General features: G+C 71.8%; 16 protein-coding genes and 1 pseudogene. 11 read left to right on the forward strand and 6 right to left on the reverse strand.

The window, feature by feature from the left end; genetic code table 11:
* The first annotated feature begins 243 nt into the window (after positions 1 to 243).
* The 4 genes from ACWCQS_RS25410 to ACWCQS_RS25425 all read left to right on the forward strand — a co-directional run bounded on the left by ACWCQS_RS25410 (position 244) and on the right by ACWCQS_RS25425 (position 8,675).
* Positions 244 to 1,032, forward strand: a complete 789-nt coding sequence (locus tag ACWCQS_RS25410; protein ID WP_451006581.1) for an ABC transporter ATP-binding protein — start codon at positions 244 to 246, stop codon at positions 1,030 to 1,032.
* Positions 1,029 to 3,608 carry an ABC transporter permease gene (locus ACWCQS_RS25415; RefSeq protein WP_451006582.1) on the forward strand — a complete coding sequence of 860 codons (2,580 nt, stop codon included), beginning with the start codon at positions 1,029 to 1,031 and terminating at the stop codon, positions 3,606 to 3,608. The genes ACWCQS_RS25410 and ACWCQS_RS25415 overlap by 4 nt, the downstream gene beginning before the upstream one ends.
* Positions 3,609 to 3,903: 295 nt before the next feature.
* A complete protein-coding gene (gene mfd, locus ACWCQS_RS25420) occupies positions 3,904 to 7,437 on the forward strand; it encodes a transcription-repair coupling factor (RefSeq protein WP_451006583.1) in 3,534 nt (1,177 codons plus the stop codon).
* A gap of 455 nt (positions 7,438 to 7,892) precedes the next feature.
* Positions 7,893 to 8,675: an HNH endonuclease family protein gene (locus tag ACWCQS_RS25425; protein WP_451006584.1), complete on the forward strand. Its 783-nt coding sequence runs from the start codon at positions 7,893 to 7,895 to the stop codon at positions 8,673 to 8,675.
* A 53-nt stretch (positions 8,676 to 8,728) separates the two neighbouring features.
* On the opposite strand, the pseudogene ACWCQS_RS25430 reads toward ACWCQS_RS25425, so the two are convergent.
* The 5 genes and pseudogenes from ACWCQS_RS25430 to ACWCQS_RS25450 all read right to left on the reverse strand — a co-directional run.
* Positions 8,729 to 9,225: pseudogene (locus ACWCQS_RS25430) on the reverse strand (nucleotidyltransferase family protein); the annotation flags it as partial.
* A gap of 214 nt (positions 9,226 to 9,439) precedes the next feature.
* Positions 9,440 to 10,564, reverse strand: coding sequence for a hypothetical protein (locus tag ACWCQS_RS25435; protein WP_451006585.1), 1,125 nt, complete (start codon positions 10,562 to 10,564; stop codon positions 9,440 to 9,442).
* A 73-nt stretch (positions 10,565 to 10,637) separates the two neighbouring features.
* Positions 10,638 to 12,422, reverse strand: a complete 1,785-nt coding sequence (locus tag ACWCQS_RS25440; RefSeq protein WP_451006586.1) for a M48 family metalloprotease — start codon at positions 12,420 to 12,422, stop codon at positions 10,638 to 10,640.
* 68 nt (positions 12,423 to 12,490) lie between these two features.
* The gene (locus ACWCQS_RS25445; RefSeq protein WP_451006587.1) at positions 12,491 to 13,201 is read right to left on the reverse strand and encodes a hypothetical protein; all 711 of its coding nucleotides are present in this window, start codon (positions 13,199 to 13,201) and stop codon (positions 12,491 to 12,493) included.
* Between the two features lie 161 nt (positions 13,202 to 13,362).
* Positions 13,363 to 14,067 (reverse strand): hypothetical protein, encoded by a 705-nt coding sequence (locus ACWCQS_RS25450; protein WP_451006588.1) that lies wholly within the window; start codon positions 14,065 to 14,067, stop codon positions 13,363 to 13,365.
* A 187-nt stretch (positions 14,068 to 14,254) separates the two neighbouring features.
* On the opposite strand from ACWCQS_RS25450, the gene ACWCQS_RS25455 reads away from it, so the two are divergent.
* From ACWCQS_RS25455 to ACWCQS_RS25485, 7 genes are all read left to right on the forward strand, one after another.
* A complete protein-coding gene (locus tag ACWCQS_RS25455) occupies positions 14,255 to 16,594 on the forward strand; it encodes an N-6 DNA methylase (protein ID WP_451006589.1) in 2,340 nt (779 codons plus the stop codon).
* A gap of 111 nt (positions 16,595 to 16,705) precedes the next feature.
* On the forward strand, positions 16,706 to 17,344 hold the full coding sequence (locus ACWCQS_RS25460) for a hypothetical protein (protein ID WP_451006590.1): 639 nt from the start codon (positions 16,706 to 16,708) through the stop codon (positions 17,342 to 17,344).
* 38 nt (positions 17,345 to 17,382) lie between these two features.
* Positions 17,383 to 18,876, forward strand: a complete 1,494-nt coding sequence (locus ACWCQS_RS25465) for a protein kinase domain-containing protein (RefSeq protein ID WP_451006680.1) — start codon at positions 17,383 to 17,385, stop codon at positions 18,874 to 18,876.
* A 121-nt stretch (positions 18,877 to 18,997) separates the two neighbouring features.
* On the forward strand, positions 18,998 to 19,825 hold the full coding sequence (locus ACWCQS_RS25470) for a glycoside hydrolase domain-containing protein (protein ID WP_451006591.1): 828 nt from the start codon (positions 18,998 to 19,000) through the stop codon (positions 19,823 to 19,825).
* 218 nt (positions 19,826 to 20,043) lie between these two features.
* Positions 20,044 to 20,694, forward strand: coding sequence for a SurA N-terminal domain-containing protein (locus tag ACWCQS_RS25475; protein ID WP_451006592.1), 651 nt, complete (start codon positions 20,044 to 20,046; stop codon positions 20,692 to 20,694).
* 203 nt (positions 20,695 to 20,897) lie between these two features.
* Complete coding sequence (locus ACWCQS_RS25480) at positions 20,898 to 21,977, forward strand: nucleoside triphosphate pyrophosphohydrolase (RefSeq protein WP_451006593.1); 1,080 nt, start codon at positions 20,898 to 20,900, stop codon at positions 21,975 to 21,977.
* Complete coding sequence (locus tag ACWCQS_RS25485; protein WP_451006594.1) at positions 21,974 to 23,284, forward strand: cytochrome P450 family protein; 1,311 nt, start codon at positions 21,974 to 21,976, stop codon at positions 23,282 to 23,284. Before ACWCQS_RS25480 ends, ACWCQS_RS25485 begins: the two co-directional genes overlap by 4 nt.
* Here ACWCQS_RS25485 and ACWCQS_RS25490 read toward each other — a convergent pair.
* A complete protein-coding gene (locus ACWCQS_RS25490; RefSeq protein WP_451006595.1) occupies positions 23,278 to 23,961 on the reverse strand; it encodes a DUF899 family protein in 684 nt (227 codons plus the stop codon). The genes ACWCQS_RS25485 and ACWCQS_RS25490 overlap by 7 nt on opposite strands.
* Between the last annotated feature and the right edge of the window lie 64 nt (positions 23,962 to 24,025).

Below are 24,025 nucleotides of genomic sequence, written 5' to 3' on the forward strand. Positions count from 1 at the left end.
GTTCGTTCCGGCGGAGGACGAGAGGGGCGGGGCCCGGTCCTTAACCTGGCTTTACGCCGCTGGGGGGGCGGCCGACCGCACCGGCGGGGTGGGGTTTTCCCCCGGGAAAGAGGGGGCTTCGCACCAGCGCGCCACAGCCCGCCGGCCGCGAGACTCGACGACGTACTCAAGACGACGCCCTGGCAAGCCGGAGCACGCCGGGGCACAACTCACCGCTTTGCCAACCGATATAGGAGACATACCGTGACATCGGCTGTGACCATTCCCAGGCACGGGGGCACTGGAGGGCCTACGGCCGTTGCCGCGCGGGCGCGGCAGGTCGTCAAGGCGTACGGGTCCGGCGAGACCCGTGTCGTCGCCCTCGACCACGTGGACGTGGACATCGCGCGGGGCCAGTTCACCGCCATCATGGGCCCCTCGGGGTCCGGCAAGTCCACGCTCATGCACTGCCTCGCCGGGCTCGACACCGTCAGCAGCGGCAAGATCTACCTGGACGAGACCGAGATCACCGGCCTGAAGGACAAGAAGCTCACTCAACTGCGCCGGGACCGGATCGGCTTCATCTTCCAGGCGTTCAACCTGCTGCCGACGCTGAACGCCATCGAGAACATCACGCTGCCCATGGACATCGCCGGGCGCAAGCCGGACAAGGCCTGGCTGGACCGCGTCGTGGAGACCGTCGGGCTCGCCGGACGGCTCAAGCACCGGCCGGCCCAGCTCTCCGGCGGCCAGCAGCAGCGCGTCGCCGTGGCCCGCGCCCTCGCCGCCCGCCCGGAGATCATCTTCGGGGACGAGCCGACCGGAAACCTCGACTCGCGCGCCGGCGCCGAGGTCCTCGGCTTCCTGCGCCGCTCGGTGGACGAACTGGGCCAGACCATCGTGATGGTCACGCACGACCCCGTCGCCGCCTCCTACGCCGACCGCGTGCTCTACCTCGCCGACGGCCGGATCGTCGACGAGATGCACCAGCCGACGGCCGATCAGGTCCTGGACCGGATGAAGGACTTCGACGCCCGGGGGCGCACGTCATGACCGTCATGAAGACCTCGCTGCGCAACTTCTTCGCGCACAAGGGCCGGATGGCGCTCTCCGCGATCGCGGTCCTGCTGTCGGTGGCCTTCGTCAGCGGCACCCTTGTCTTCACCGACACGATGAACACCACCTTCGACAAGCTGTTCCAGGCCACGGCTTCGGACGTGACGGTCAGCGCGAAGGGCTCCTCCGACACCGGTGAGACCACCTCCCGCACCGGCAAGCCGCCGGTCATGCCGGCCTCCGTGGTCGGCGCGGTCCGCGGCGTCCAGGGCGTGCGGAAGGCCGAGGGCACGGTGTTCTCCACCTCGGTGACCGTCGTCGACGCCAAGAAGGACAAGCTCTCGCCGAGCAGCGGCGCGCCGACCATCGTCGGCAGCTGGAACGGCAACGACGCCCGTACCATGAAGATCACCTCCGGTACGGCGCCCAAGGGCCCGGACCAGGTCATGGTCGACGAGGACACCGCTGCCAAGCACCATCTGAAGCTCGGTGACGACATCGGCATGATCTCGGTCGTGGGCACGCACCACGCGCGCGTGTCCGGCATCGCCGCCTTCAAGGTCACCAACCCCGGCGCCGCGATCTTCTACCTGGACACGAAGACCGCCCAGCAGACCCTGATCGGTAAGACCGGCGTCTACACCAACGTCAACGTCACCGCCGCCCAGGGCGTCACGAACGACCAGCTGAAGAAGAACGTCACGGCCGCCCTCGGCCACGGCTACAAGGTGCAGACCGCCAAGGAGGTCGCCGACGCCAACCAGAAGAGCGTCGAGAGCTTCCTGAACGTCATGAAGTACGCGATGCTCGGCTTCGCCGGGATCGCCTTCCTCGTCGGCATCTTCCTGATCATCAACACCTTCTCCATGCTGGTCGCCCAGCGCACCCGCGAGATCGGCCTGATGCGCGCCATCGGCTCGTCCCGCAAGCAGGTCAACCGGTCCGTGCTGATCGAGGCGCTGCTGCTCGGCGTGATCGGCTCCGTGCTCGGCGTCGGCGCGGGCGTCGGCATCGCGGTCGGCCTGATGAAGCTCATGGGCAGGATGGGCATGCATCTGTCCACCGACGACCTGACCGTCGCCTGGACGACCCCCGCCGTGGGCCTGCTCCTCGGTGTCGTGGTCACCGTCCTGGCCGCCTACCTGCCCGCCCGGCGGGCCGGCAAGGTCTCCCCGATGGCCGCCCTGCGCGACGCCGGCGCTCCGGCCGACGCCAAGGCCGGCGCCGTCCGCGCCGTGATCGGGCTGCTCCTCACCGCCGCCGGCGGCTGGAGCCTGTACGTCGCCGCGACCGCCGACAAGGCCAAGGCCGGCTCGGGCTGGCTGGGCCTGGGCGTGGTCGCCACGCTGATTGGCTTCGTCGTCATCGGCCCGCTGCTCGCCGCCGGGCTGGTCCGGGTCCTCGGCGCGGTCATGCTGCGGATCTTCGGCCCGGTGGGCCGCATGGCCGAGCGCAACGCGCTGCGCAACCCGCGCCGCACCGGCGCCACCGGCGCGGCCCTGATGATCGGCCTGGCCCTGGTGGCCTGCCTGTCGGTGGTCGGCTCCTCCATGGTGGCCTCGGCCACCGACCAGCTCGACAAGACCGTCGGGACGGACTTCATCATCTCGCCCGACAACCAGCAGCTGATCAAGCCGCAGGAGGTTCAGGCCGTCAAGTCCGCCCCGGGCCTCGCGCGGGTCACCGAGTACCGGCCGACCCAGGCCGACTTCACCACCCCGGACGGCAGGACCCTCAAGGACACCGCCATCACGGGCGCGGACCCGACCTACGCGACCGACCTGCGCACCAAGACGGTCGCCGGTGACCTCAAGGACGCCTACCGGCCCGACTCGATGTCGGTGCACCAGAAGTTCGCCGAGGACCACGGCATCCACCTGGGCTCCAAGATCTCCGTGGCCTTCCGGGACGGCTCCACGGCCCACCTGACGGTGCGCGCGATCACCAGCGACGACACCGTCATCGACAAGGGCGCGATGTACACCTCCCTGGCCACCATGGCCAAGTACATCCCCGCCGACAGGATGCCGCTGGACGAGCTGGTCTTCGCCTCCGCCAAGGACGGACAGCAGGCCGCCGCCTACAAGGCGCTGAAGACCGCGCTGCACAGGTATCCGGAGCTGACCGTGCGCGACCAGACCGACTACAAGAAGGCGCTGAAGGACCAGATCGGCCAGCTGCTGAACATGATCTACGGCCTGCTCGCGCTCGCGATCATCGTCGCCGTCCTGGGTGTCGTGAACACCCTGGCCCTGTCGGTGGTCGAGCGGACCCGGGAGATCGGCCTCATGCGGGCCATCGGTCTCTCCCGCCGCCAGCTGCGCCGCATGATCCGCCTGGAGTCCGTGGTGATCGCCGTCTTCGGCGCCCTGCTCGGCCTCGGCCTGGGCATGGGCTGGGGCGCGACCGCCCAGAAGCTCCTGGCGCTGCAGGGCCTGAAGGTTCTCGACATCCCCTGGCCGACGATCATCACGGTCTTCATCGGCTCGGCCTTCGTCGGCCTGTTCGCCGCGCTGGTCCCGGCGTTCCGGGCGGGCCGGATGAATGTGCTGAACGCGATCGCGACGGACTAGCTGCGCGGGCTGGGCCGACGCCACGACCACCGCATACGGGGGTTGCGGGGGAAGACCCGGTGCCGGGGAGTCTCGGGGCTCTCCGGCACCGGGTTCTTTTTGCGGCAGAGAACCGGAATCCACGGGGGTCCAGGGAGCGGAGCCCCCTGGATGGCCCGCAGCAGCACCGGGCACAAGGACGCGGAGTTGTCCACAGCCTCCGACGCCACCCCCGACGGAGTCGTACGCTGGACACCCCCGGCTGCCACCCGCGCCGGGCTACTTGCGTTGCCCACCCCTGGACGGAAAAAGCCCCATGAGCCTGCACGGCCTGCTCGACGCCGTCGTCAAGGACCCCGCCCTCGCGGAAGCGATCACGGCGGCCGCGGACGGCAACCGCATGCACATCGACCTCGTCGGCCCCCCGGCGGCCCGCCCCTTCACGGTCGCCGCCCTGGCCCGCGAGGCCGGCCGCCCGGTGCTCGCGGTCACCGCGACCGGCCGCGAGGCCGAGGACCTGGCGGCGGCCCTGCGCTCCCTGCTGCCCGCCGAGGGCGTCGTGGAGTACCCCTCCTGGGAGACCCTCCCGCACGAGCGGCTCAGCCCGCGCAGCGACACCGTCGGCCGCCGTCTCGCCGTCCTGCGGCGCCTGGCCCACCCGAGCCCGGACGACCCCGAGACCGGCCCCGTCTCCGTCGTCGTCGCGCCCGTGCGTTCCGTGCTGCAGCCGCAGGTCAAGGGCCTCGGCGACCTGGAGCCGGTGTCCCTGAGGACCGGCCGGACCGCCGACCTGAACGACGTGGTGGAAGCCCTCGCGGCCGCCGCCTACGCGCGCGTGGAGCTCGTCGAGAAGCGCGGCGAGTTCGCCGTACGCGGCGGCATCCTGGACGTCTTCCCGCCCACCGAGGAACACCCCCTGCGCGTCGAGTTCTGGGGCGACGACGTCGAGGAGATCCGCTACTTCAAGGTCGCCGACCAGCGCTCCCTCGAAGTAGCCGAGCACGGCCTGTGGGCCCCGCCCTGCCGCGAGCTGCTGCTCACCGACGACGTCCGCGCACGCGCGCGTGCCCTCGCCGAGGAGCACCCGGAGCTGGGCGAGCTGCTGAACAAGATCGCCGAGGGCATCGCGGTCGAGGGCATGGAGTCCCTGGCCCCCGTCCTGGTCGACGACATGGAACTGCTCCTCGACGTCCTCCCCAAGGGTGCGATGGCCGTGGTCTGCGACCCGGAGCGGGTACGCACGCGTGCCGCCGACCTCGTGGCCACCTCCCAGGAGTTCCTGCAGGCCTCCTGGGCGGCCACCGCCGGCGGCGGCGAGGCCCCGATCGACGTCGGCGCCGCCTCCCTGTGGTCCATCGCCGACGTCCGCGACCGCGCGCGCGAGCTGGACATGATGTGGTGGTCGGTGTCGCCCTTCGCCGCCGACGAAGAGCTCGACGCGGACACCCTCAAGCTCGGCATGCACGCGCCCGAGACCTACCGCGGCGACACCGCGCGGGCCCTCGCCGACACCAAGGGCTGGCTCGCCGCCGGCTGGCGCGCGGTGTACGTCACCGAGGGCCACGGCCCGGCCGCCCGCACGGCCGAGGTGCTCGGCGGCGAGGGCATCGCCGCCCGCCTGGACGCCGACCTCGGCGAGCTGAGCCCGTCGGTCGTGCACGTCTCCTGCGGCTCGATCGAGTACGGCTTCGTGGACCCGGCGCTCAAGCTCGCCGTGCTCACCGAGACCGACCTGTCCGGCCAGCGCGCGACCGGCCGCGAGGGCGCCCGGATGCCGGCCCGCCGCCGCAAGACGATCGACCCGCTCACCCTGGAGGCGGGCGACTACATCGTCCACGAACAGCACGGCGTCGGCCGCTACATCGAGATGGTGCAGCGCACGGTACAGGGCGCCACCCGCGAGTACCTGGTCGTGGAGTACGCGCCCGCCAAGCGCGGCCAGCCCGGCGACCGTCTCTACATCCCGACCGACCAGCTGGAACAGATCACCAAGTACGTCGGCGGCGAGGCACCCACCCTGCACCGGCTCGGCGGCGCCGACTGGACGAAGACCAAGGCCCGCGCGAAGAAGGCGGTCAAGGAGATCGCCGCCGACCTGATCAAGCTCTACAGCGCGCGCATGGCCGCCCCCGGCCACTCCTTCGGCATCGACACGCCCTGGCAGCGCGAGCTGGAGGACGCCTTCCCCTACGCCGAGACCCCGGACCAGCTCACCACCATCGCCGAGGTCAAGGAGGACATGGAGAAGTCCGTCCCCATGGACCGCCTGATCTGCGGCGACGTCGGCTACGGCAAGACCGAGATCGCGGTGCGGGCCGCCTTCAAGGCCGTACAGGACGGAAAGCAGGTCGCCGTCCTCGTACCGACGACCCTGCTGGTGCAACAGCACTTCGGGACGTTCTCCGAGCGGTACGCGCAGTTCCCGGTGAGCGTGAAGGCGCTGTCCCGCTTCCAGACCGACACCGAGGCCAAGGCCGTCCTGGAGGGGCTGCAGGAGGGCGCGGTGGACGTCGTGATCGGCACCCACCGGCTGTTCTCCTCCGAGACCAGGTTCAAGGACCTGGGCCTGGTCATCGTCGACGAGGAGCAGCGCTTCGGCGTGGAGCACAAGGAGCAGCTGAAGAAGCTCCGCGCGAATGTCGACGTGCTGACGATGTCCGCGACCCCGATCCCCCGGACCCTCGAAATGGCCGTGACCGGCATCCGCGAGATGTCCACGATCACCACGCCCCCGGAGGAGCGGCACCCGGTGCTCACCTTCGTCGGGCCGTACGAGGAGAGGCAGATCGGCGCCGCCATCCGCCGTGAACTGCTGCGCGAGGGCCAGGTCTTCTACATCCACAACCGCGTCGAGTCCATCGACCGCGCGGCGGCGAGGCTGCGCGAGATCGTCCCCGAGGCACGCATCGCGACGGCCCACGGCCAGATGTCGGAGTCGGCACTGGAGCAGGTCGTCGTCGACTTCTGGGAGAAGAAGTTCGACGTCCTCGTCTCCACCACGATCGTCGAGTCCGGCATCGACATCTCCAACGCCAACACGCTCATCGTGGAGCGCGGCGACACCTTCGGCCTGTCCCAGCTGCACCAGCTGCGCGGCCGTGTCGGCCGGGGCAGAGAGCGCGGGTACGCGTACTTCCTGTACCCGCCGGAGAAGCCGCTGACCGAGACCGCGCACGAGCGGCTTGCGACCATCGCTCAGCACACGGAGATGGGCGCGGGCATGTACGTGGCGATGAAGGACCTGGAGATCCGTGGCGCGGGCAACCTGCTCGGCGGCGAGCAGTCCGGGCATATTGCGGGCGTCGGCTTCGACCTGTACGTCCGCATGGTCGGCGAGGCGGTCGCGGACTACCGGCGCCAGCTGGAGACCGGTGAGATCGAGGAGGAGCCGCCGCTCGAGGTCAAGATCGAGCTGCCCGTCGACGCGCACGTCCCGCACGACTACGCGCCCGGCGAGCGCCTGCGCCTCCAGGCCTACCGCGCCATCGCCTCCGCCAACAGCGAGGAGGACATCAAGGCCGTCCGCGAGGAACTCACCGACCGCTACGGCAAGCTGCCCGAACCGGTGGAGAACCTGCTGCTGGTGGCCGGCCTCAGGATGCTCGCGCGCGCGTGCGGCGTCGGCGAGATCGTGCTCCAGGGCACCAACATCCGCTTCGCGCCGGTGGAGTTGCGCGAGTCGCAGGAACTGCGGGTCAAGCGCCTCTACCCGGGCACGGTCATCAAGCCGGCCGTCCACCAGCTGCTGGTCCCGCGCCCGAAGACGGCGAAGGTCGGCGGCAAGCCGCTGGTCGGCCGCGAACTGCTGGGCTGGGTGGGCGAGTTCCTGGCCTCGATCCTGGGGTCGTAAGGGGTCGTAGGGCTCGTGGGGTGCAGGGGGGCGACGGGCCGCACCGGGGCCAAGCCCCCAGGAGAGGAGGCGAGGCAAGCCCCCCGGAGGTACAAGGTGAGCGGGCGCACGCGCTCGCTCGCCGCACTCACCCGTCGGGCGCCCTCTGCCCCAACCCGACGGCGGATTGCCTGGAACTGTCCCTTCAGCCGCCATCTGCCGTGAGCTGTAGGCCGGTTACCGTAAGGGGCGGAACGACTCCGCCCCGTCCGACGGGCGGACCCGGGTGAGTGAGGGGAGACGCACCATGGCGCGTCTGAGGGGTGGGGGCGGTCATCGCCGCGGCCGTGGCCGCCGTCGGCTCACTGACCGTCAAGGGTCCTGCGACACCCGGATCAACTCTATGCTGTGCAGCGTGAGCGCAGGGGTTTCGCAGCTCATTCAGGGGGCGGTGCGCCATGCGTACTGAGAGGCACATGAGGCACAGTGCCGGGAGCCGGCGCGTTGTTCTGGCATCCGCCGCGGTGGTGGCCACCGGAATCCTGATCGCCGGCTGCAAGGGCGTTGCTCCACCTGCGGACAGCGGACCCTCCGCTTCTGCCGTCTCGACCGCCGGCAACGGCCGGGCCGTGAACCCGCTGGACAATCCGGACGGAACGAGGCCGGGGCTGGCGGCGATCACGTCTACCGCGGGCATGGCGAAGGCGCGGTCGTTGATCGAAAAAGTGGCGACGAAGGGACGCGGGCCGAAGACGGGGTACGCGAGGGACGAGTTCGGCTACGCCTGGATGGACTCGGCTCCAGGCGGCATCCCCTTCGCTCACAACGGTTGCGACTCGCGAAACGATCTCTTGAAACGCGATGGCGAGAGTGTCCGCTTCCGGGCCGGCTCCGACTGCGTCGTCACCTCCATGACGCTGCACGATCCCTACACCGGTAAGACCATCGAGTGGATCAAGTCCCACGCCACGACGGTGCAGATAGACCACGTCATGCCGCTGTCGTACGACTGGCAGATGGGCGCGTCCCGCTGGACGAAGGGCAAGCGGGAGGACATCGCCAACGATCCGCTCAACCTGATTCCCGTGGACGGCCCCACCAACGGCGCCAAGAGCGACTCGGGGCCCGCGACGTGGCTGCCCCCGAACAAGCAGATCCGCTGCTCCTACGTGGTGCGCTTCGCCCAGGTGTCGCTGAAGTACGACCTTCCGGTGACGGTCGCGGACAAGCGGATGATGTTGAGGCAGTGCGGCGGCTGACAGAGACGGACGCGGTCGGCTTCAGCCGTCGGCAGAGGAACCGCGGTGCTCTTGGAGGGCCACTCCAGGAGGGTCAGCTCGGGCCATTGCTCGCGCCACCGTGCCGCCTTGGCCTCCTAGACCGACCGCGGCGCGAGCACCGGGTTCGGTCGGACGACGTGAACACGTCCGACAGCCCATGTGGCGCATACACGCGCCACGTGCCGTCCGCCTCCGTACGCACCCCTGGACAGCAGGTCGTCGCGGCGAAACTGTCGATCGCCGCCTCGGTGGACTCGTACGGCGGACACGCCCCTGCGAACTTGTCCTCGTACCAGAGATGCACCCGCGCCTCGTTCCGGATCTCAACCTCTGCGGGCAGGCCGGAGAAGACCTCCCGCCCGGCCTTGACCGCAAGGTCCTCCGCCTCCCAGGACAGATCGGCGGCGTCGAAGTAGAAGAGGTCATAGTCCTTGATGCCGCTGGTCGGCGGTCTGTCGGTGACCACATTCCACACGGTCTGGAACAGGCACCCGGCCGTCACGTACCACCCGGGCAGACCCGATGCCGCAGTGCTCAGAAGCGGGCCTGATGCCGGTTCCCGCCATTCGTCACTTCGAACCGGTCAGGCGGTCCCCGGCCTCTGACAGCTCACGCCTCAGCTCAGTGACTGTGCGCGGCTCGCTGGAGGAGTGGCGCCGCTGGACCGGGCTGCGGATACGCCGTCTACGTCGAGCCCGACGTGCGGATGCGGAACCGGCTGTGCGCCCCGCCTCCGGTGTTCGTCAGCTCCCGGTGACGCGGCTGCGTGGCGCGGGGGCGGGGCGGCCCGCCTTCTCCCAGGAGACGAAGGTGTTGGTACGGGCGAAGACGAAGGCCTTGACCGGGTTGCCGGAGTACGTCCACGGCACGCTGCCGACGTATCCGCCGACCGCGCGGAACTGCTCGACGGCGTCCGCGTACCGCTTCGTCTGGAACAGGGTGTCCGCCAGCAGGTGCCGGACCAGCGGAAGCCGGTGGTGCCCGGCCGGCGTCCGGTCCACGGCGTCCAGGGTGGCGTCCACGGCCGGCTGCACGAACGGCTGGTTGTACACGGGCGCCTTGGGGTCCCGGAACGCGTGCTCCATCAGCGCGTACAGGTAGATCACGGGCAACAGGCTGCCCCGCGGAGCGGAGGCCGCGGCCTGCTCGGCGAACGCGTACATCAGCTCGTGGGAACCGCGCCACTTGGCGCACCAGTACTGCAAGGCGCTGACATGCGCGCCGAAGTGGTGGGGGTCGCGTGCGGTGATCTCCGCCCACAGCGCACGGAAGTCGTCGTGCGGCCAGCCGAGCCCCAGGGCGATGGTGATCTGGGCGATCCAGGGGCACGGGTCCTCGGGCGCCATCCGGGCGGCCTCCCGGCAGGCGGGCAGCGCCTCGGCCAGCAGCCGGTGGAAGCCCTCGAACTGCTCGGCCGTGGTGTGCTTCGCCTGCTTCGCACCGCGGACCTTGCCCGCGAGGGAGACGAGCGCGTCGGCGTGCACGAGCGCGGCGGACGGATCGCCGGGGTACTCGGTTCTCCACGCCCTGAGCCAGGAGTCGTCCTCGGCGGCGGCGTGCGTGAGGATGCCCAGCCGGTACCACCGCAGGTCCCAGTCGCGGCCCGCCCCGGCCAGGTACACGGCGGCCTGCCGCCAGTCACCGGCGAGAGCGGCTGCCGCGACCGCGTCTGCCTCCGGATCGGGACCCGCGAAACGGGTGTCGAGCTGCGCGGCGGGCACCAGCCCGTACTTGGCGGGATCGATGTTGACCGGCGCCTTGGCCTTCGCCTCGGCCCGAGCGGCGCGCGCCTTGCGGGCATTGCGGGGGATGGTGACGGCCGCGTAGACGAGGGCGCCGGCGCCGGCTATGTCGATCAGGATGTTCATACCGGGTCTTTTCGGGTCGGGGCCGCATGAAGAGGCGACCGTTGAGGCTGTCGGAACAGGGCAGCGAAGGCCGTCAGGACGGGGCGTGGGGCGGGGGCCAGGCCGATGTGGGGGGCGGGGGTGCCATGCCGTCGAACGGGGAACCCGCGCCGCCGAACAGCAGAGCGCGCAGCGGCCCTGTGCGGGGTGGATCGGCGACCGCGTGGTCCAGCGCCTCCTCCAGTGCCTCAGCGAGCCCATCGGGTGCCACCTGGCGCGCCGGGGGGCCCGCCCAGCACAGCTCCCACCGGCACAGCCCCGCGTCCAGCGCGGTGAGCAGGGCCAGTTGGCGCAGGGCCGAGCGCAAAGCCGTCCGGGCGAACTCGCGCGACGCACGTCCACTGCTCCGGCCCGCCTCCTCCGACTTGGGCAGCCGGTCGGCGATGTCGTACAGCAGGCCGTGGTCGAGCAGGGCCAGGAGGTGTGCGAGGGGTGGGACTCCGGGTGGGGCGACGTCCCTCGCACCGGACACCTGGGCCATGGCCCCCAGCAACGGCTCTGCGCCGCGCGCCCAGCCCGCACGCCGGGTCTGCGAGGGCAGTTCGGCCCAGGGCACCCGCCGCCGGGCCAGCGCCTGTGGGCTCAGTACGACCCGCTCCAGCTCGGCGAGAAGGCTGTCGGGCGCCCGGAGCAGTGCGGAAGCGGGGCGGCGTACGAACGCCGGGGTGCGTCCGTCGTCGGGGAGTGCCTCCAGTGCCGCGATGCGGTCGGCCGTGGGCGGGTGGGTGTCGTAGGGAGACCTCTCCTGGGGCGCCTCCTCCGGGAGCGGCCCCTCGGCCAGCGTTCTCAGTTCCGCCCGGCGTGTGCCGTCCGCGATGAGGAGGGCGAGTCCACCGTAGAACTGCCCCTCCGGCGGCAGCAGCCCGGCCTCCCAGCCCAGCAGGGCGTAACCGTTCAAGTAGAGGTCGTCGGCGGCTTCCAGCACGGGGATGCGGCGCAGCGCGGCGGCCGTGGTGTCCCGTCCGGCGATCCGGGCGGCCACCAGATCGGCCGCGTACTCCTGTCGGCGGCTGACGGCCTCGGTCAGGCGCAGGCACAGCCTGGCGTACGCGGAGAAGACGATGGCCAGATAGTGGTCCGGGCCCCGTGTGGGGTCCCGCTTCACCGGTGGCGGCTCGCCGGCCGCCCGGCGCCGGGCGGCCCGTGCCGCGAACGTCGCCTTCTGCCCGGCCTCATCGAGGGCGGCCCGGTGCCGCAACGTGCGCACGGTGTTCAGCAACCTGCTGCGCAGTGCCCACAGCAGACCGCCCAGCCGGGTGTCGTCGTGCGCGTAGTGCCCCAGCTCGTGCGCGAGTACGGCGTCCAGCTCGTCCTCCGGCAGGCCGATCAGCAGCGCCACGCCCAGGAAGAGCCGGCGTTCGCCCGCCACGAGCCCGAGCCACCGGGCGTCCTCCTGAACCATGGCACCGGCCCCCGGGATCACCCGTATCTCCGCGGGCGGCCGAGTGCCCACCCGCTCGGCCAGGTCATGCACGCGCCGCCACAGCTCCGGCTGCTCCCGCGGCGTCAGCGGCAGACCGGAAGGCCCGTCCCGCCGATCCTCGCCGTCACGGCTGAGCAGCACGACGCGCACCACGCACCAGGCGATCGCGAGTGAGCCCAGATAGCCCTCCAGAGCCATGACCGTGAAGCCCGGGCCCCGGGCCAGGACGACGTCCAGGACCGCCAGTGCGACGAGGATGAGCACGGCCAGCAGATAGAACCCGATCAGCAGGCCGAGGGCGAGCGCGGCCCGCAGCGAGGTCGCGGGTACGCCGCGGCCCCGTACAGCGGCTTCATCGGCGGCCGCCCGGCCGACGAGGCGGGACGTCGGACGCATGTGCATCCTTCACAGGGACGGAACGGTCGTGGACTGGAAAGCCGGTGGTCAGGCCTGGCCGCCCGGCTTCACCCCTTCTTCAGCGCCGCGAGGACCGTCGTCGTCACCTTCTCCGCTGACGCGGCGCCGTTGTCGGTGCCCGCCGTGGACAGCACGGTGACCACGGAGTTGCCGGAGCGGGCCGCGATCAGCGTGGTGCCGTTCTGCCAGGCGCCGCTCGTCAGCGTCATCGTGTAGGCATCGTCCCCGAGCCCGGCCGTGGACTTCCCCGTGACCTTCACCGTGGCGTGCGTGTCGGTGTCCGTGAACGTGGCGCACTCGCCGGCGACGGTCTGCAACTGCTTCAGCACCGAGCTCGCGGTGGTGCCCTGGAACGCGTCTATCTCCTGGGCGACCTCCTGGGTCTTGTCGTGGCTCGCGTAGTCGTTCTGCGCGAACGACACGCCCCCCTTGTAGCCGGTCACCTGGATCCAGGACGTGCCCCCCAGCCTGGTGCAGTCCGGCTTCGCGGTGCTCCTGGCGGACGGCGAGAGGAACTGGCTGCCGGTGTCCGCGGAGCCGTCGGACTCCAGCTTGAGCCCGGCGGGGAAGGCCGACGCGGGCGCCAGCGCCCCCTTCAACCGCGTACCGGTGGGCAGACCGGCGTTCAGGTCCTTCGCCTTGGCCGGCTTGGCGCCCGCGCCGCCGGTGCTGGAGGAGGAGCCGGCGGAGCAGGCGGTGAGGGCCAGCGGGAGCGCCGCGACGGCGAGCAGTGTGGCGGCACGGGGGGAGAGACGCATGACAGTCCTTCAGCAGGTGGTGTTACGGGGGAAGTGTGTACGGCATGCCGTACGGGGTCCGGAACCGGGTCCGGCTGCGCGGGGCGGCGCCCGGGCAGCCGGACCCGGTGGGACAGGTGCGGTGTGCGATGTGTGGGTGAGCGGCGGTGGGAAGGGCCGGCTCAGGCCGCCTTCTTCCAGTCGCCGCAGCCCGTGGTCTTGAAGTAGGCGTCGCCCGGGCTGATGGTGACGACGGCCGTGCCGGTCACGTTGTCGTTGGCGATGAGCGAGTTCAGGCCGTGCTCGGCGTCCTTGGTGCGCTCCCAGTAGCAGTTGTCGTCGGCGGTGTTCCCGGTCGACCTGTAGGTGCCCGGCGCGATGTCCGTGCCGACCCTGTACATGCCGCCGTCGCCGTCCACCGAGGAGGCGGGCGTGCCCTTCGCCCTCGGGTCGACGGCCTCCCAGTCCTTGCAGCCGCTGGACTTGAAGATCTTGTCGGTGGGCTTGATGGTCACGTAACTCGTGCCGGTGACGTTGTCGTTGGCCAGCAGCGAGTCCGCTTCACCCTTGGCGTCCTTGGCGCGCTCCCAGTAGCACATGTCGTCGGAGTTGCCGGTCGTGCGGTAGGTGCCCGGCTTCACGTCCGAGCCGACCTGGTACTCGCCGTCGCCGGCGATGGCGGCCTTCTTCTTCCCGGCCGCCTGGCCGGCCCCCGAGTCCTTCTTGCCCTTCGTGCCGCCGGGGGTGTGCTCGGCGGAGGCGGACGAGCCCTTGTCGCTGCCGCCGGAACCGCCGTCCTTGCCCTTGCTGCCGGCGTTCGCCGACACGGCAGCGATGACGACGACCCCCACGACGGCGCCCAGCGAGACCTTGGCCTTGATGCCCATGGCGAATCCCTCCCCAAAGCGGCGGCCTCCCCCTCCGGTGGCCGCTCGTTCGCTGGGTCAATAAGAGCAGAGCCTGTGAACCGAGTCAACACGGTTCACGGGGCTGGATGCGTACACGCCGTGAATGAATAGATCTTGTGTACGCCGGTATGCTCGGCGTCACACACGGGACGAGGGGAGCGGGGCCGTGCAGGACAACGCGACAGAGGTGACCGCGGCCGGAATCGCCCGGCTCGCCGGAGTGGGCCGGGCCGCCGTCAGCAACTGGCGCCGCCGGCACGCCGATTTCCCCAAGCCGGTCGGGGGCACCGAGACCAGCCCCTCCTTCGCGCTCGCCGAGATCGAGGCCTGGCTGCGCAAGCAGGGCAAACTCGCCGAGGTCCCGCTGCGGGAACGCGTCTGGCAACAGCTCGTCGGACATCCCGAGGGCCCCCTGACCGCCCTGGTGCACACGGGCTGTGCCCTGCTGCTGATCCACGAGCGCCCCACCGTCTGGCTCGACGCGAGCGCCGGCTCCGACGCGCGCCTCGCCGCGATGCTGCCGGGCGCGCTGGAGCAGGTGCTCACAGCGCGTTTCGGCAGCGTGCCGGGGGGTGCGAACACCTCGTCCGCCACGGCTGATCCGAACTCGGGTGCTACGGCGGCTGCTGTCAACGAAGGCTTTGCGGCTCGCGATGTGAACGGAGGCCTCGGGGCGTTGGGTGTGAACGCGGGCTCCACGGCAGCCGGTGTGAACGCGGATCCGTCGGTGCGCGGTGTGAACCCGGCGCTCACGACATCCGATGTGAACTCCTCACCGCCCGGCCGGCCTGTGAACACCCCACCAGTCGTTCACAACCCCGCTGCCGTTGACGCCACCCCCACAACCACCGCGGGCACCCCCACCGCCACCCCAGGCACCCCCGCCCTCCGCACCCCCACCAGCCCCCAACTCCTGCCCTCCGCCCCGCTCCTGCGCGGCGCGGCCGAACTGGCCGTCGAGATCGGGGCGCGGCAGGCCTTCGAGTTCCTGCTCGGCCGGCACCTGGACGCCAACCCCCGCCAGTACACGCTCACCCCCGCCGAACTCGCCGGTCTCATGGCCGACCTCGCCGGCCCCGCCCGTACCGTCCTGGACCCCGCCTGCGGCACCGGCGCCCTGCTGCGGGCCGTCGACACCCGCCCCGGCCAGGAGCTCTACGCCCAGGACAGCGCACCCGACCTGGCCGCGCTCACCGCGCTGCGGCTCGCGCTGCACTCCCGGGCCGACGTGCGCGGTGCCGCCGGTGACACCCTGCGCGCCGACGCCCACCCCGAGTTGCGCGCCGACGCGGTGCTGTGCCATCCGCCGTTCAACGAGCGCAACTGGGGCCACGACGAACTCGCCTACGACCCCCGCTGGGAGTACGGCTTCCCGGCCCGCACCGAGTCCGAACTGGCCTGGGTGCAGCACGCGCTCGCCCGGCTGGCCGACGGCGGTACGGCGGTCCTGCTGATGCCGCCGGCCGCCGCCTCCCGTCGTTCCGGGCGTCGGATCCGCGCCGACCTGCTGCGCCGGGGCGCGCTTCGGGCCGTGGTCGCGCTGCCGGTCGGGGCGGCACCGCCGTACAACATCCCGCTGCACGTGTGGGTGCTGCGCCGGCCCGACCGGACTCCGGCGTCGCCCGAGGTGCTGCTCGTGGACACCGGGAGGTTCGCCGGGGAGGGACGCGGCGGCCCGGACTGGCCCGCGGTGCGCGAGACCGTCCTGGACGCCTGGCGCGCCTTCGAGCTCGGGGGGCGGCTGGCGGAGCGGCCGGGGCTCGCGCGTTCCGTGCCGGTCATCGAACTCCTCGACGACGACGTCGACCTCGCCCCCGCCCGCCATCTGCCGCCGGCGGCCGTGGCCGACGGCGCGGAGCAGCTCACGGCGGTCCGCGAGCGCCTCGGTGAGACCCTGCGCCTGACCGCCGAGCTCACTCCGCCGCCCGCCGCCCCCGCGCCGGGCGGGCGCTGGCCGCTCACCACCGTCGGTGAACTCGCGCGCGGGGGCGCGCTGATGATGCGCACCGGCGGAAACGGCGGCCACGCGCGCGTGCCCGTGCTCACCGACCACGACGTGCTCGCCGGCACGGCGCCCTCCGGGACGCTTCCGGAGAGCGAGGAGGAGGCGGTGCTGACCGAGCCGGGCGACGTCGTCGTACCGGTGATGGGCGGCGGCTCGATGGCCCGCGTGATCGACGACGTGACGGGGGGCGCCGCCCTGGGGCGCAACCTCGTGCTGCTGCGCCCCGATCGCACGGCGCTCGACCCGTGGTTCCTCGCCGGGTTCCTGCGCGGCACCGCGAACAACCGGCAGGCCAGCAGCTACGCCTCCACCGCGACCCGCCTGGACGTGCGCCGTCTGCAGCTGCCCCGCCTCCCGCTGGACGAACAGCGGCGCTACGGCGCGCGCTTCCGCGCACTCGACGAGTTCGAGCGGGCGCTGCGCCACGCGAGCCGGCTCGGGGAACAACTCGTGCGCGGGATGTACGACGGGCTGACGGACGGGACGGTGGCACCGGACTGAGGACCCGGAGCGCGGCAACGGTTCGGTACACCCGGGACCGGCTGTCCTTGGCGGCCTATACGCTCGGACTCAGCACACACGTCCGCACGCATCAGGCCTCCAGGAGCAGCCATGCAAGGCCACGGCTACGCGCCGCCTCCGCCGCAGCCACCCTCGACCGGGGTGCTGGTCGTGTTGCGCGTGATCTTCGTGGCGGTGGCGCTCCTCAGCATCGGATTCCTGGCGTGGGTGGCGCCGCTGCGCGCGGCCATCGTGACCCGCAGGCCCGCCGAGTGGTGGTTCTTCGGCGGCTCCGTGACCGTCCTCGGCATCTGCTTCGCGCTCTTCAGCACCGACCACACCGACGACTTCAGCTCGGCGAACGGCTCGCTGGGCATGAGCATGCTGCTGCTGAACGCCGTCGCCTGCGTCGCCTACTACCTCTACGCGGACATAGGCCACTTCCATCGGCTCCGCCAGGCCCACGCCGGGCAGGTGCCGTTGGGGCCGGGGTACGGGTACCCCCAGCCCGCCTCGCCGTTCACCGCGACGACCGCGCCGAGCAGGCCGAGCACGCCGCAACCCCCGTACGTCGCGGCCCCGATGCCCCACATACCCGCGCCCCAGCCGCAGGTCCCCGCACCGCCCCAGCGCCCGGCGCCCACCCACATCGAGCAGGTCCGCGCCGAACTGGACGAGCTGAGCGACTACCTGCGCCAGCACGACGGGCGGCACGACGGCCTGCACGACGGTCATGAGGGCGGAAGGTGACCGTGGCGACAGGACGTGTCGTCGCCGGCCGGTACGAACTGTCCACGCTCATCGGTCAGGGTGGCATGGGCCAGGTGTGGACGGCGTACGACCGGCGGCTCGACCGGCGCGTGGCGGTGAAGCTGCTGCGCCCCGACAAGGTGGCGGGCCAGGAGGCGGACGAGCTGCGCCGCCGGTTCATGCGCGAGTGCCGGGTGACCGCGCAGGTGGACCACCCAGGCCTGGTGACCGTGCACGACGCGGGCAGCGAGGGCGAGGAACTGTTCCTCGTCATGCAGTACGTCGACGGCGCCGACCTGTCCGACCATCTCGCCGAGCACGACCCGTACCCGTGGCAGTGGGCGGTCGCGGTCGCCGCGCAGCTGTGCGCCGTGCTGAGCGCCGTGCACGCGGTGCCGATCGTGCACCGTGACCTCAAGCCGCGCAACGTGATGGTGAAGCAGGACGGCACGGTCACCGTGCTCGACCTGGGCGTGGCCTCGGTGATGGACACGGACACCACCCGCCTGACCCACACCGGCTCCCCGATCGGCTCGCCCGCGTACATGGCGCCGGAGCAGGCGATGGGCGGCGCGGTCGGCCCGTACACCGACCTGTACGCGCTCGGTGTGCTGATGCACGAACTGCTCAGCGGCGACGTGCCGTTCGCGGGCTCCACGGCGCTCGGGGTGCTGCACCGGCACCTGTACGAGCCCCCGCAGCCCGTGCGGCGGATCCGCCCCGAGGTCCCCGAGGCGCTGGAGACGCTCGTGCTGCGGCTGCTCGCCAAGGACCCGCAGCACCGGCCGGCGTCCGCGCAGGAGGTGTACGAGGACCTGGCGGCGCTCCTGCCCGCGCGCGGGACGCCCACCGGGGCGCCCTTGGACCCGACGCGCCCCTTCCTGCGCCCACACGCCCCCTGGCCGGACCGCGCGCGGACCCCCGCGCCCCAGCCCGCCCCCGTCGCGCCGGCCCCGCAGGTGGCCGGGAAGCCCGATGTCGCCGCTGCCGTCGACGAGGTCAAGCGCCTGCTCGGGGAGGGGCGCATCACCCAGGCCGTGGACATCCTGGGCGCGATCCTGCCCGCCGCCGCCGAGCAGCACGGCGAGCACTCCCCGGTCGTGCGCACCCTGCGCAAGCAGTACGCGGCCACGCTCATGGACGACGGCCAGTACCGGCGCGCGCTGCCCGAACTGCGCCGCCTCGCCGACGAACGCGCCGCCGAGGCCGGTCAGGCTGACCCGCAGTCCCTGCGCTACCGCTACGAGGCCGCCCAGTGCCTGGAGCAGCTGGGCCAGCCGGCGGCGGCCCTCGCCGAGTACCGCGCGCTGCTGCCGTACTACGAGAACCAGTACGTCTCCGGCGACCCGCAGCTCGCCCACGACGTCCGCCGGCGCATCGGCCATCTCCTGCTCGCCCTCGGCGACCGGCCGTCCGCCCACGACACCCTCGCCCGGCTGCTGATGGACGTGGAGCGGCTGCACGGCCCCGGCTATCCGATGGCCATGGAGATCCGGCGCACCCTGCAGTGGCTCGGGCAGGTGCGCGGATAGTTCTTTGCCATTCCCTGGCAGAACTTTGTGATCGTCAGGGGATTGGGTTTCCCGAAGGCTTGATCGGCGCCGGATAGGTTGCGCTTCGCTTTGCCAGGCACGTACGACAGGGGTGGGTTCCATGGCCGGCCATCGGCAGTCGAAGAAGCGCAGATTCATCACGTGGGCGGTGGCCGGAGCCGCCGTGGTCGCCGGCGCCGGAATCGCCGCGCAGACCTCCATGGCCGCCACCACCTGGCCGGCGCAGAAGACGTTCACCGGCCACGCGTTCGACACCTGCGCCGCGCCCTCGCTGTCGGCGATGAAGGCCTGGCACACCGGCTTCTACGGGGCGGCGGCGGTCTACATCGGCGGCAGGAACCGAGGCTGCAGCCAGCCCAACCTCACCGCCTCCTGGGTGAAGTCGGTCAACTCCACCGGCTGGAAGCTCATCCCGATCTACGTCGGCGCCCAGCCGCCCTGCCAGTCCGGCTCCAACCCGGAGAAGCTCACCGCCACCACCGCGGCCTCCCTCGGCAAGACCGATGCGGACGACGCGGCGGCCAAGGCGTCCGGGCTCGGCATGAAGGCCGGCAGCCCGGTCTTCCTCGACATGGAGCCGTACGACGTCACCAACACGTCGTGCAACAACGCCGTGCTGACGTACGTGCGGGCCTTCGACAAGGAACTGCGCGCCAAGATCTACCGCACCGGCTTCTACGGCTTCACCAGCTCCAGCGCCAAGGCGATCGCCACCGCCGGCGACAAGACGGACCTGCCGGGCAACCTCTGGTACGCACTGTGGGACAAGCAGTACACCACCACCACCGACTGGCCGTGGGGCTCCACCCAGTTCACCGATCACAGCCGTGGTCACCAGTACATGGTGAACAGCAAGGAGACGCGTAACGGCTACACGATCACCGTGGACCGTGACGCGTGGGACGGGCCCGTCGCCATCGTCGGCTGAGGCCGGTCGCCGTTCTTCGTGGCCCTGCCCGTGGTCAGTCTCGGGCCACAACACGCGCGGACGTCGCGGGGACGGTGCGGGGACGTTCTGCCGGTGGGGCGGTGCCCGAAGTCGCGGTGAATCGTTGGTCGAATGGGTTGGCCTGAGCTGAGGCGCTGCCTACCATCGATCACCGCAAGACTTTGTGCACCGTCGCACAATCTCCTCGGGAGGTTTCCTTGCACCGCCGCCGTCGCACCGCGCTCGTCCTCACCGCCGCGATCGCCGCCGCGGCACCCCTGCTGACCGCCTGCGGAAACGATGCACACCCGGGCGCCGCCGCCGTCGTAGGAGGGCAGCGGATCACCGTCGCCCAGCTGGAGAGCCGGGTCAACGAGGTCCGCAGGGCGCAGCGGGCCGCGGTGCCGGACGAGACCCAGTACCAGCAGGTCCTCGCCTCCACCAGCAGCCTCACCCGGGACACCCTGCACAACATGGTCCTCGACCGGGTGCTGCACCGCGCCGCGCAGGACGCGGGCATCACGGTCAGCCGCGAGGAGGTCCAGCAGATGCGCACCGGGCTGGAGCAGCAGGCCGGCGGCGCCAAGGGGCTGCAGACCGCCTGGCTGCAGAAGTACGGCATCGCGCCCGCCCGCCTGAACGACAACCTCCGGCTCCAGCTGGAGGCGCAGAAGCTGGCCCGGCAGCTCGGCACCGACACCAGCCAGCCCGCCTTCTGGAAGGCGCTGTCGAAGGCGTCCGAGGAACTCCACATCGATCTCAACCCGCGCTACGGCACCTGGGACGTGCAGAAGAGCAGCCGCGTGGACGCCAAGACACCCTGGGTGCGGGAGGTCACGGCGTCGGGCGGGCAGCCGGTGACGGCGTAGCAAGGGGCCGGGCCGGACGCCGGAACGGTACGGCGGGCAGCCGGTGACGGCGTAGCAAGGGGCCGGGCCGGACGCCGGAACGGTACGGCGGGCAGCCGGGCCCGCTCGGGCAGCCGAGCAGGCCCGGTCATACGATCACATGTTCGTCCCCACCCTGTGGACAACCGAATCCGCTCCCCGCCGCCGTGGGTTACGTTCGGATCGTGAACGCATCCAGCCCTGATCTCGCCTCCGCCGCCGGCCCCGGTCGCATCGTCCTGCTCACCACCAGCCACCGCGTAGCGCCCGGCCTGCTGTCCTGGCCCGCCTGGCAGGCCCTGCGCACCGCGGACGCCGTGCTCTGCGCGGACGGAGCGCATCCGCAGCTGCCGTATCTGCGCGAGGCCGGCATAGCGGTCGAGGAGGCGTCGCCCACCGCGCAGGAGCTCGTCGACGCCTGCACGGGCGGGCGGACGGTGGTGGTCGTGGCCACCGGTGAGGGGGAGCCCACGCTCACCGACGGCCTGGCCCGGCTGGCAGGCTCCGGCCGCGTCACCATGCCCGAGCTGGAGCTCCTCCCGGCCTCCTACGACCTGCCCGGCGCCCGGCTGCTGGACCTCGTCCAGGTCATGGACCGCATCCGCGCCGAGTGCCCCTGGTCCTCCCAGCGGACCCATGAGGGCCTGGCCAAGTACGCCATCGAGGAGTCGTACGAACTGGTCGAGGCGATCGAGGCCGGCGACCGCGAGGAGCTGCGCGAGGAGCTGGGGGACGTCCTGCTCCAGGTCGTCTTCCACTCCCGGATCGCCGAGGAGCACCCGGAGGCGCCGTTCTCCGTCGACGACGTGGCCGGCGGCATCGTCGCCAAGCTCGTCCACCGGCACCCGCATGTCTTCGGCGACGAGAAGGCCGAGACACCGGAGGACGTCAAGGCGCACTGGCTGCGCACCAAGGCCGAGGAGAAGCGGCGCACCTCGGTCACCGAGGGCGTCCCGCTCGGCCAGCCCGGCCTGGCCCTCGCCGCCAAGCTCGCCTCCCGCGCGCGCACGGCGGGCCTGGACGTGCCGCTCCCGCAGGGCGAGGGCATCGGCTACCAGCTGCTGGCCCTGGCGGCCCGAGCCGAGGCGGAGGGCGTGGACCCGGAGGCGGCCCTGCGTGCGGCGGCGCGTGCGTACCGGGACGCCATCCGGGAGGCGGAGGGAGTCGCCTCCGAGGCGCTAGGCGCGGCCCCCGGCGACCACCGGGACGTGGAGGCCCACCGGGACGCGGAGGCCCACCCGGATCCGGATACCGTCGAAGAGTGACCGACCAGCCCCACCCCCAGTCCGCCCCCGGCCCGGCCCCGGACTCCGCCCCCGCCCTGTTCACCTGGGAGTTCGCCACCGACCCCTACCCCGCCTACGCCTGGCTGCGCGAGCATGCGCCGGTGCACCGGACGCGGTTGCCCAGCGGTGTCGAGGCCTGGCTGGTCACCCGGTACGCCGATGCCAAGCAGGCCCTCGCCGACCAGCGGCTGAGCAAGAACCCGGCGCATCACGACGAGCCCGCGCACGCCAAGGGCAAGACCGGCATCCCCGGCGAGCGCAAGGCCGAGCTGATGACCCATCTGCTGAACATCGACCCGCCGGACCACACCCGGCTGCGCCGGCTGGTCAGCAAGGCGTTCACCCCGCGCCGGGTCGCCGAGTTCGCGCCCCGGGTGCAGGAGCTGACCGACCGCCTCATCGACCGGTTTGCGGCCAAGGGCTCCGCCGACCTCATCCACGAGTTCGCCTTCCCGCTGCCCATCTACGCCATCTGCGACCTGCTCGGCGTCCCCCGCGAGGACCAGGACGACTTCCGGGACTGGGCCGGGATGATGATCCGCCACGGTGGTGGGCCGCGGGGCGGGGTCGCCCGGTCCGTGAAGAAGATGCGCGGCTACCTCGCCGAGCTGATCCACAAGAAGCGCGAGGCACTGCCCGCCGAGCCCGCGCCCGGCGAGGACCTCATCTCCGGCCTCATCCGCGCCTCGGACCACGGCGAGCACCTCACGGAGAACGAGGCCGCGGCGATGGCCTTCATCCTGCTGTTCGCCGGCTTCGAGACCACCGTCAACCTCATCGGCAACGGCACCTACGCCCTGCTCACCCACCCCGGGCAGCGCGAGCGCCTCCAGGACTCCCTGGTCCGGAAGGAAAGGGGTCTGCTGGAGACCGGAGTGGAGGAACTCCTGCGCTACGACGGCCCGGTGGAGCTGGCCACCTGGCGGTTCGCCACCGAGCCGCTCACCATCGGCGGACAGCACATCGCGCCGGGGGACCCGGTGCTCGTGGTGCTCGCGGCGGCGGACCGGGACCCGGAGCGGTTCGCCGACCCGGATGTGCTGGACCTCGCCCGCCGCGACAACCAGCACCTCGGATACGGCCACGGCATCCACTACTGCCTCGGCGCGCCGCTCGCCCGGCTGGAGGGCCAGACCGCGCTCGCCACCCTGCTCACCCGCCTGCCCGACCTGCGGCTCGCCGTCGATCCGGCCGACCTGCGGTGGCGCGGTGGGCTCATCATGCGGGGCCTGCGCACCCTGCCCGTGGAGTTCACGCCGGCCCCGGCAGGCACCGGCGATCAGTAGTCCAGGCCCGCGTACCAGTCGCCGCGGCCGCCCGGCGTCAGGTCGAGGAGGTGCCAGACGGGGTTGAGGAGGTCGATGCCGCGCTGGTCGATGTCCTCGGACATGCGCGGGTGGGCGGAGTAGAAGTGGTGGACCGTGCCGTCCGTGTCCCGGGTGAAGACGGAGACGGTGGAGTCCTGCACCCCGTCCTCGTCCTCGCTTCCCAGGTCGTACTTGAAGGTGCTGTCCCCGGCGCTCAGCAGCCGCAGCCGGGACCAGCCGCGGCCCCGGGCGTGCCGGCGCAGGGTGGGCGGGTCGGCCGCCGCGACGACGACGAGGTCGGCATTCCGGGCGACGTGGTGAGCGACGCCGTTGAAGCCGTCGATCCACAGGGTGCACATCGGACACGGGTCGGTCTGCCGTTTGCCGTACATGAAGTGGTAGACGATCAACGGCCGGTCGGGGCCGGTGAACAGCTCGCTCAGCCTGACCTCGCGGACGGGCGTGTCGCCCGCGTCGAGGTCGGCGGGGCCCTCGAGGAAGACGTAGTCGTCGACGGCGGAGCCCTGCGGAAGCGCCCTGCGCAGGGCCGCGACCTTCTCGCGGTGGCGCATGAGGTCGATCTCGGCGTCGCGGAGTTCCTCGCGTGCGGCGAGGTACTCCGCGGACTCGCCCGCCAGCCGGGTGTGCCGCGCCATCGTGTCCTCCTGGACGGAAGCCCCCCCCCGTGGGTCATGTCGGGGTCCATGGTCGCGGCCGCCC

Source organism: Streptomyces sp. NPDC002076, from assembly GCF_053593835.1.

What these genes read in the sequence shown, in the direction of transcription:
- ACWCQS_RS25470 (WP_451006591.1), top strand. Translation starts at nt 18,998, where the DNA reads ATGGCCGGCCATCGGCAGTCGAAGAAGCGCAGATTCATCACGTGGGCG.
- ACWCQS_RS25460 (WP_451006590.1), top strand. Translation starts at nt 16,706, where the DNA reads ATGCAAGGCCACGGCTACGCGCCGCCTCCGCCGCAGCCACCCTCGACC.
- ACWCQS_RS25435 (WP_451006585.1), bottom strand. Translation starts at nt 10,564, where the DNA reads ATGAACATCCTGATCGACATAGCCGGCGCCGGCGCCCTCGTCTACGCG.
- ACWCQS_RS25425 (WP_451006584.1), top strand. Translation starts at nt 7,893, where the DNA reads ATGAGGCACAGTGCCGGGAGCCGGCGCGTTGTTCTGGCATCCGCCGCG.
- ACWCQS_RS25445 (WP_451006587.1), bottom strand. Translation starts at nt 13,201, where the DNA reads ATGCGTCTCTCCCCCCGTGCCGCCACACTGCTCGCCGTCGCGGCGCTC.
- ACWCQS_RS25440 (WP_451006586.1), bottom strand. Translation starts at nt 12,422, where the DNA reads ATGCGTCCGACGTCCCGCCTCGTCGGCCGGGCGGCCGCCGATGAAGCC.
- ACWCQS_RS25415 (WP_451006582.1), top strand. Translation starts at nt 1,029, where the DNA reads ATGACCGTCATGAAGACCTCGCTGCGCAACTTCTTCGCGCACAAGGGC.
- mfd (WP_451006583.1), top strand. Translation starts at nt 3,904, where the DNA reads ATGAGCCTGCACGGCCTGCTCGACGCCGTCGTCAAGGACCCCGCCCTC.
- ACWCQS_RS25490 (WP_451006595.1), bottom strand. Translation starts at nt 23,961, where the DNA reads ATGGCGCGGCACACCCGGCTGGCGGGCGAGTCCGCGGAGTACCTCGCC.
- ACWCQS_RS25450 (WP_451006588.1), bottom strand. Translation starts at nt 14,067, where the DNA reads ATGGGCATCAAGGCCAAGGTCTCGCTGGGCGCCGTCGTGGGGGTCGTC.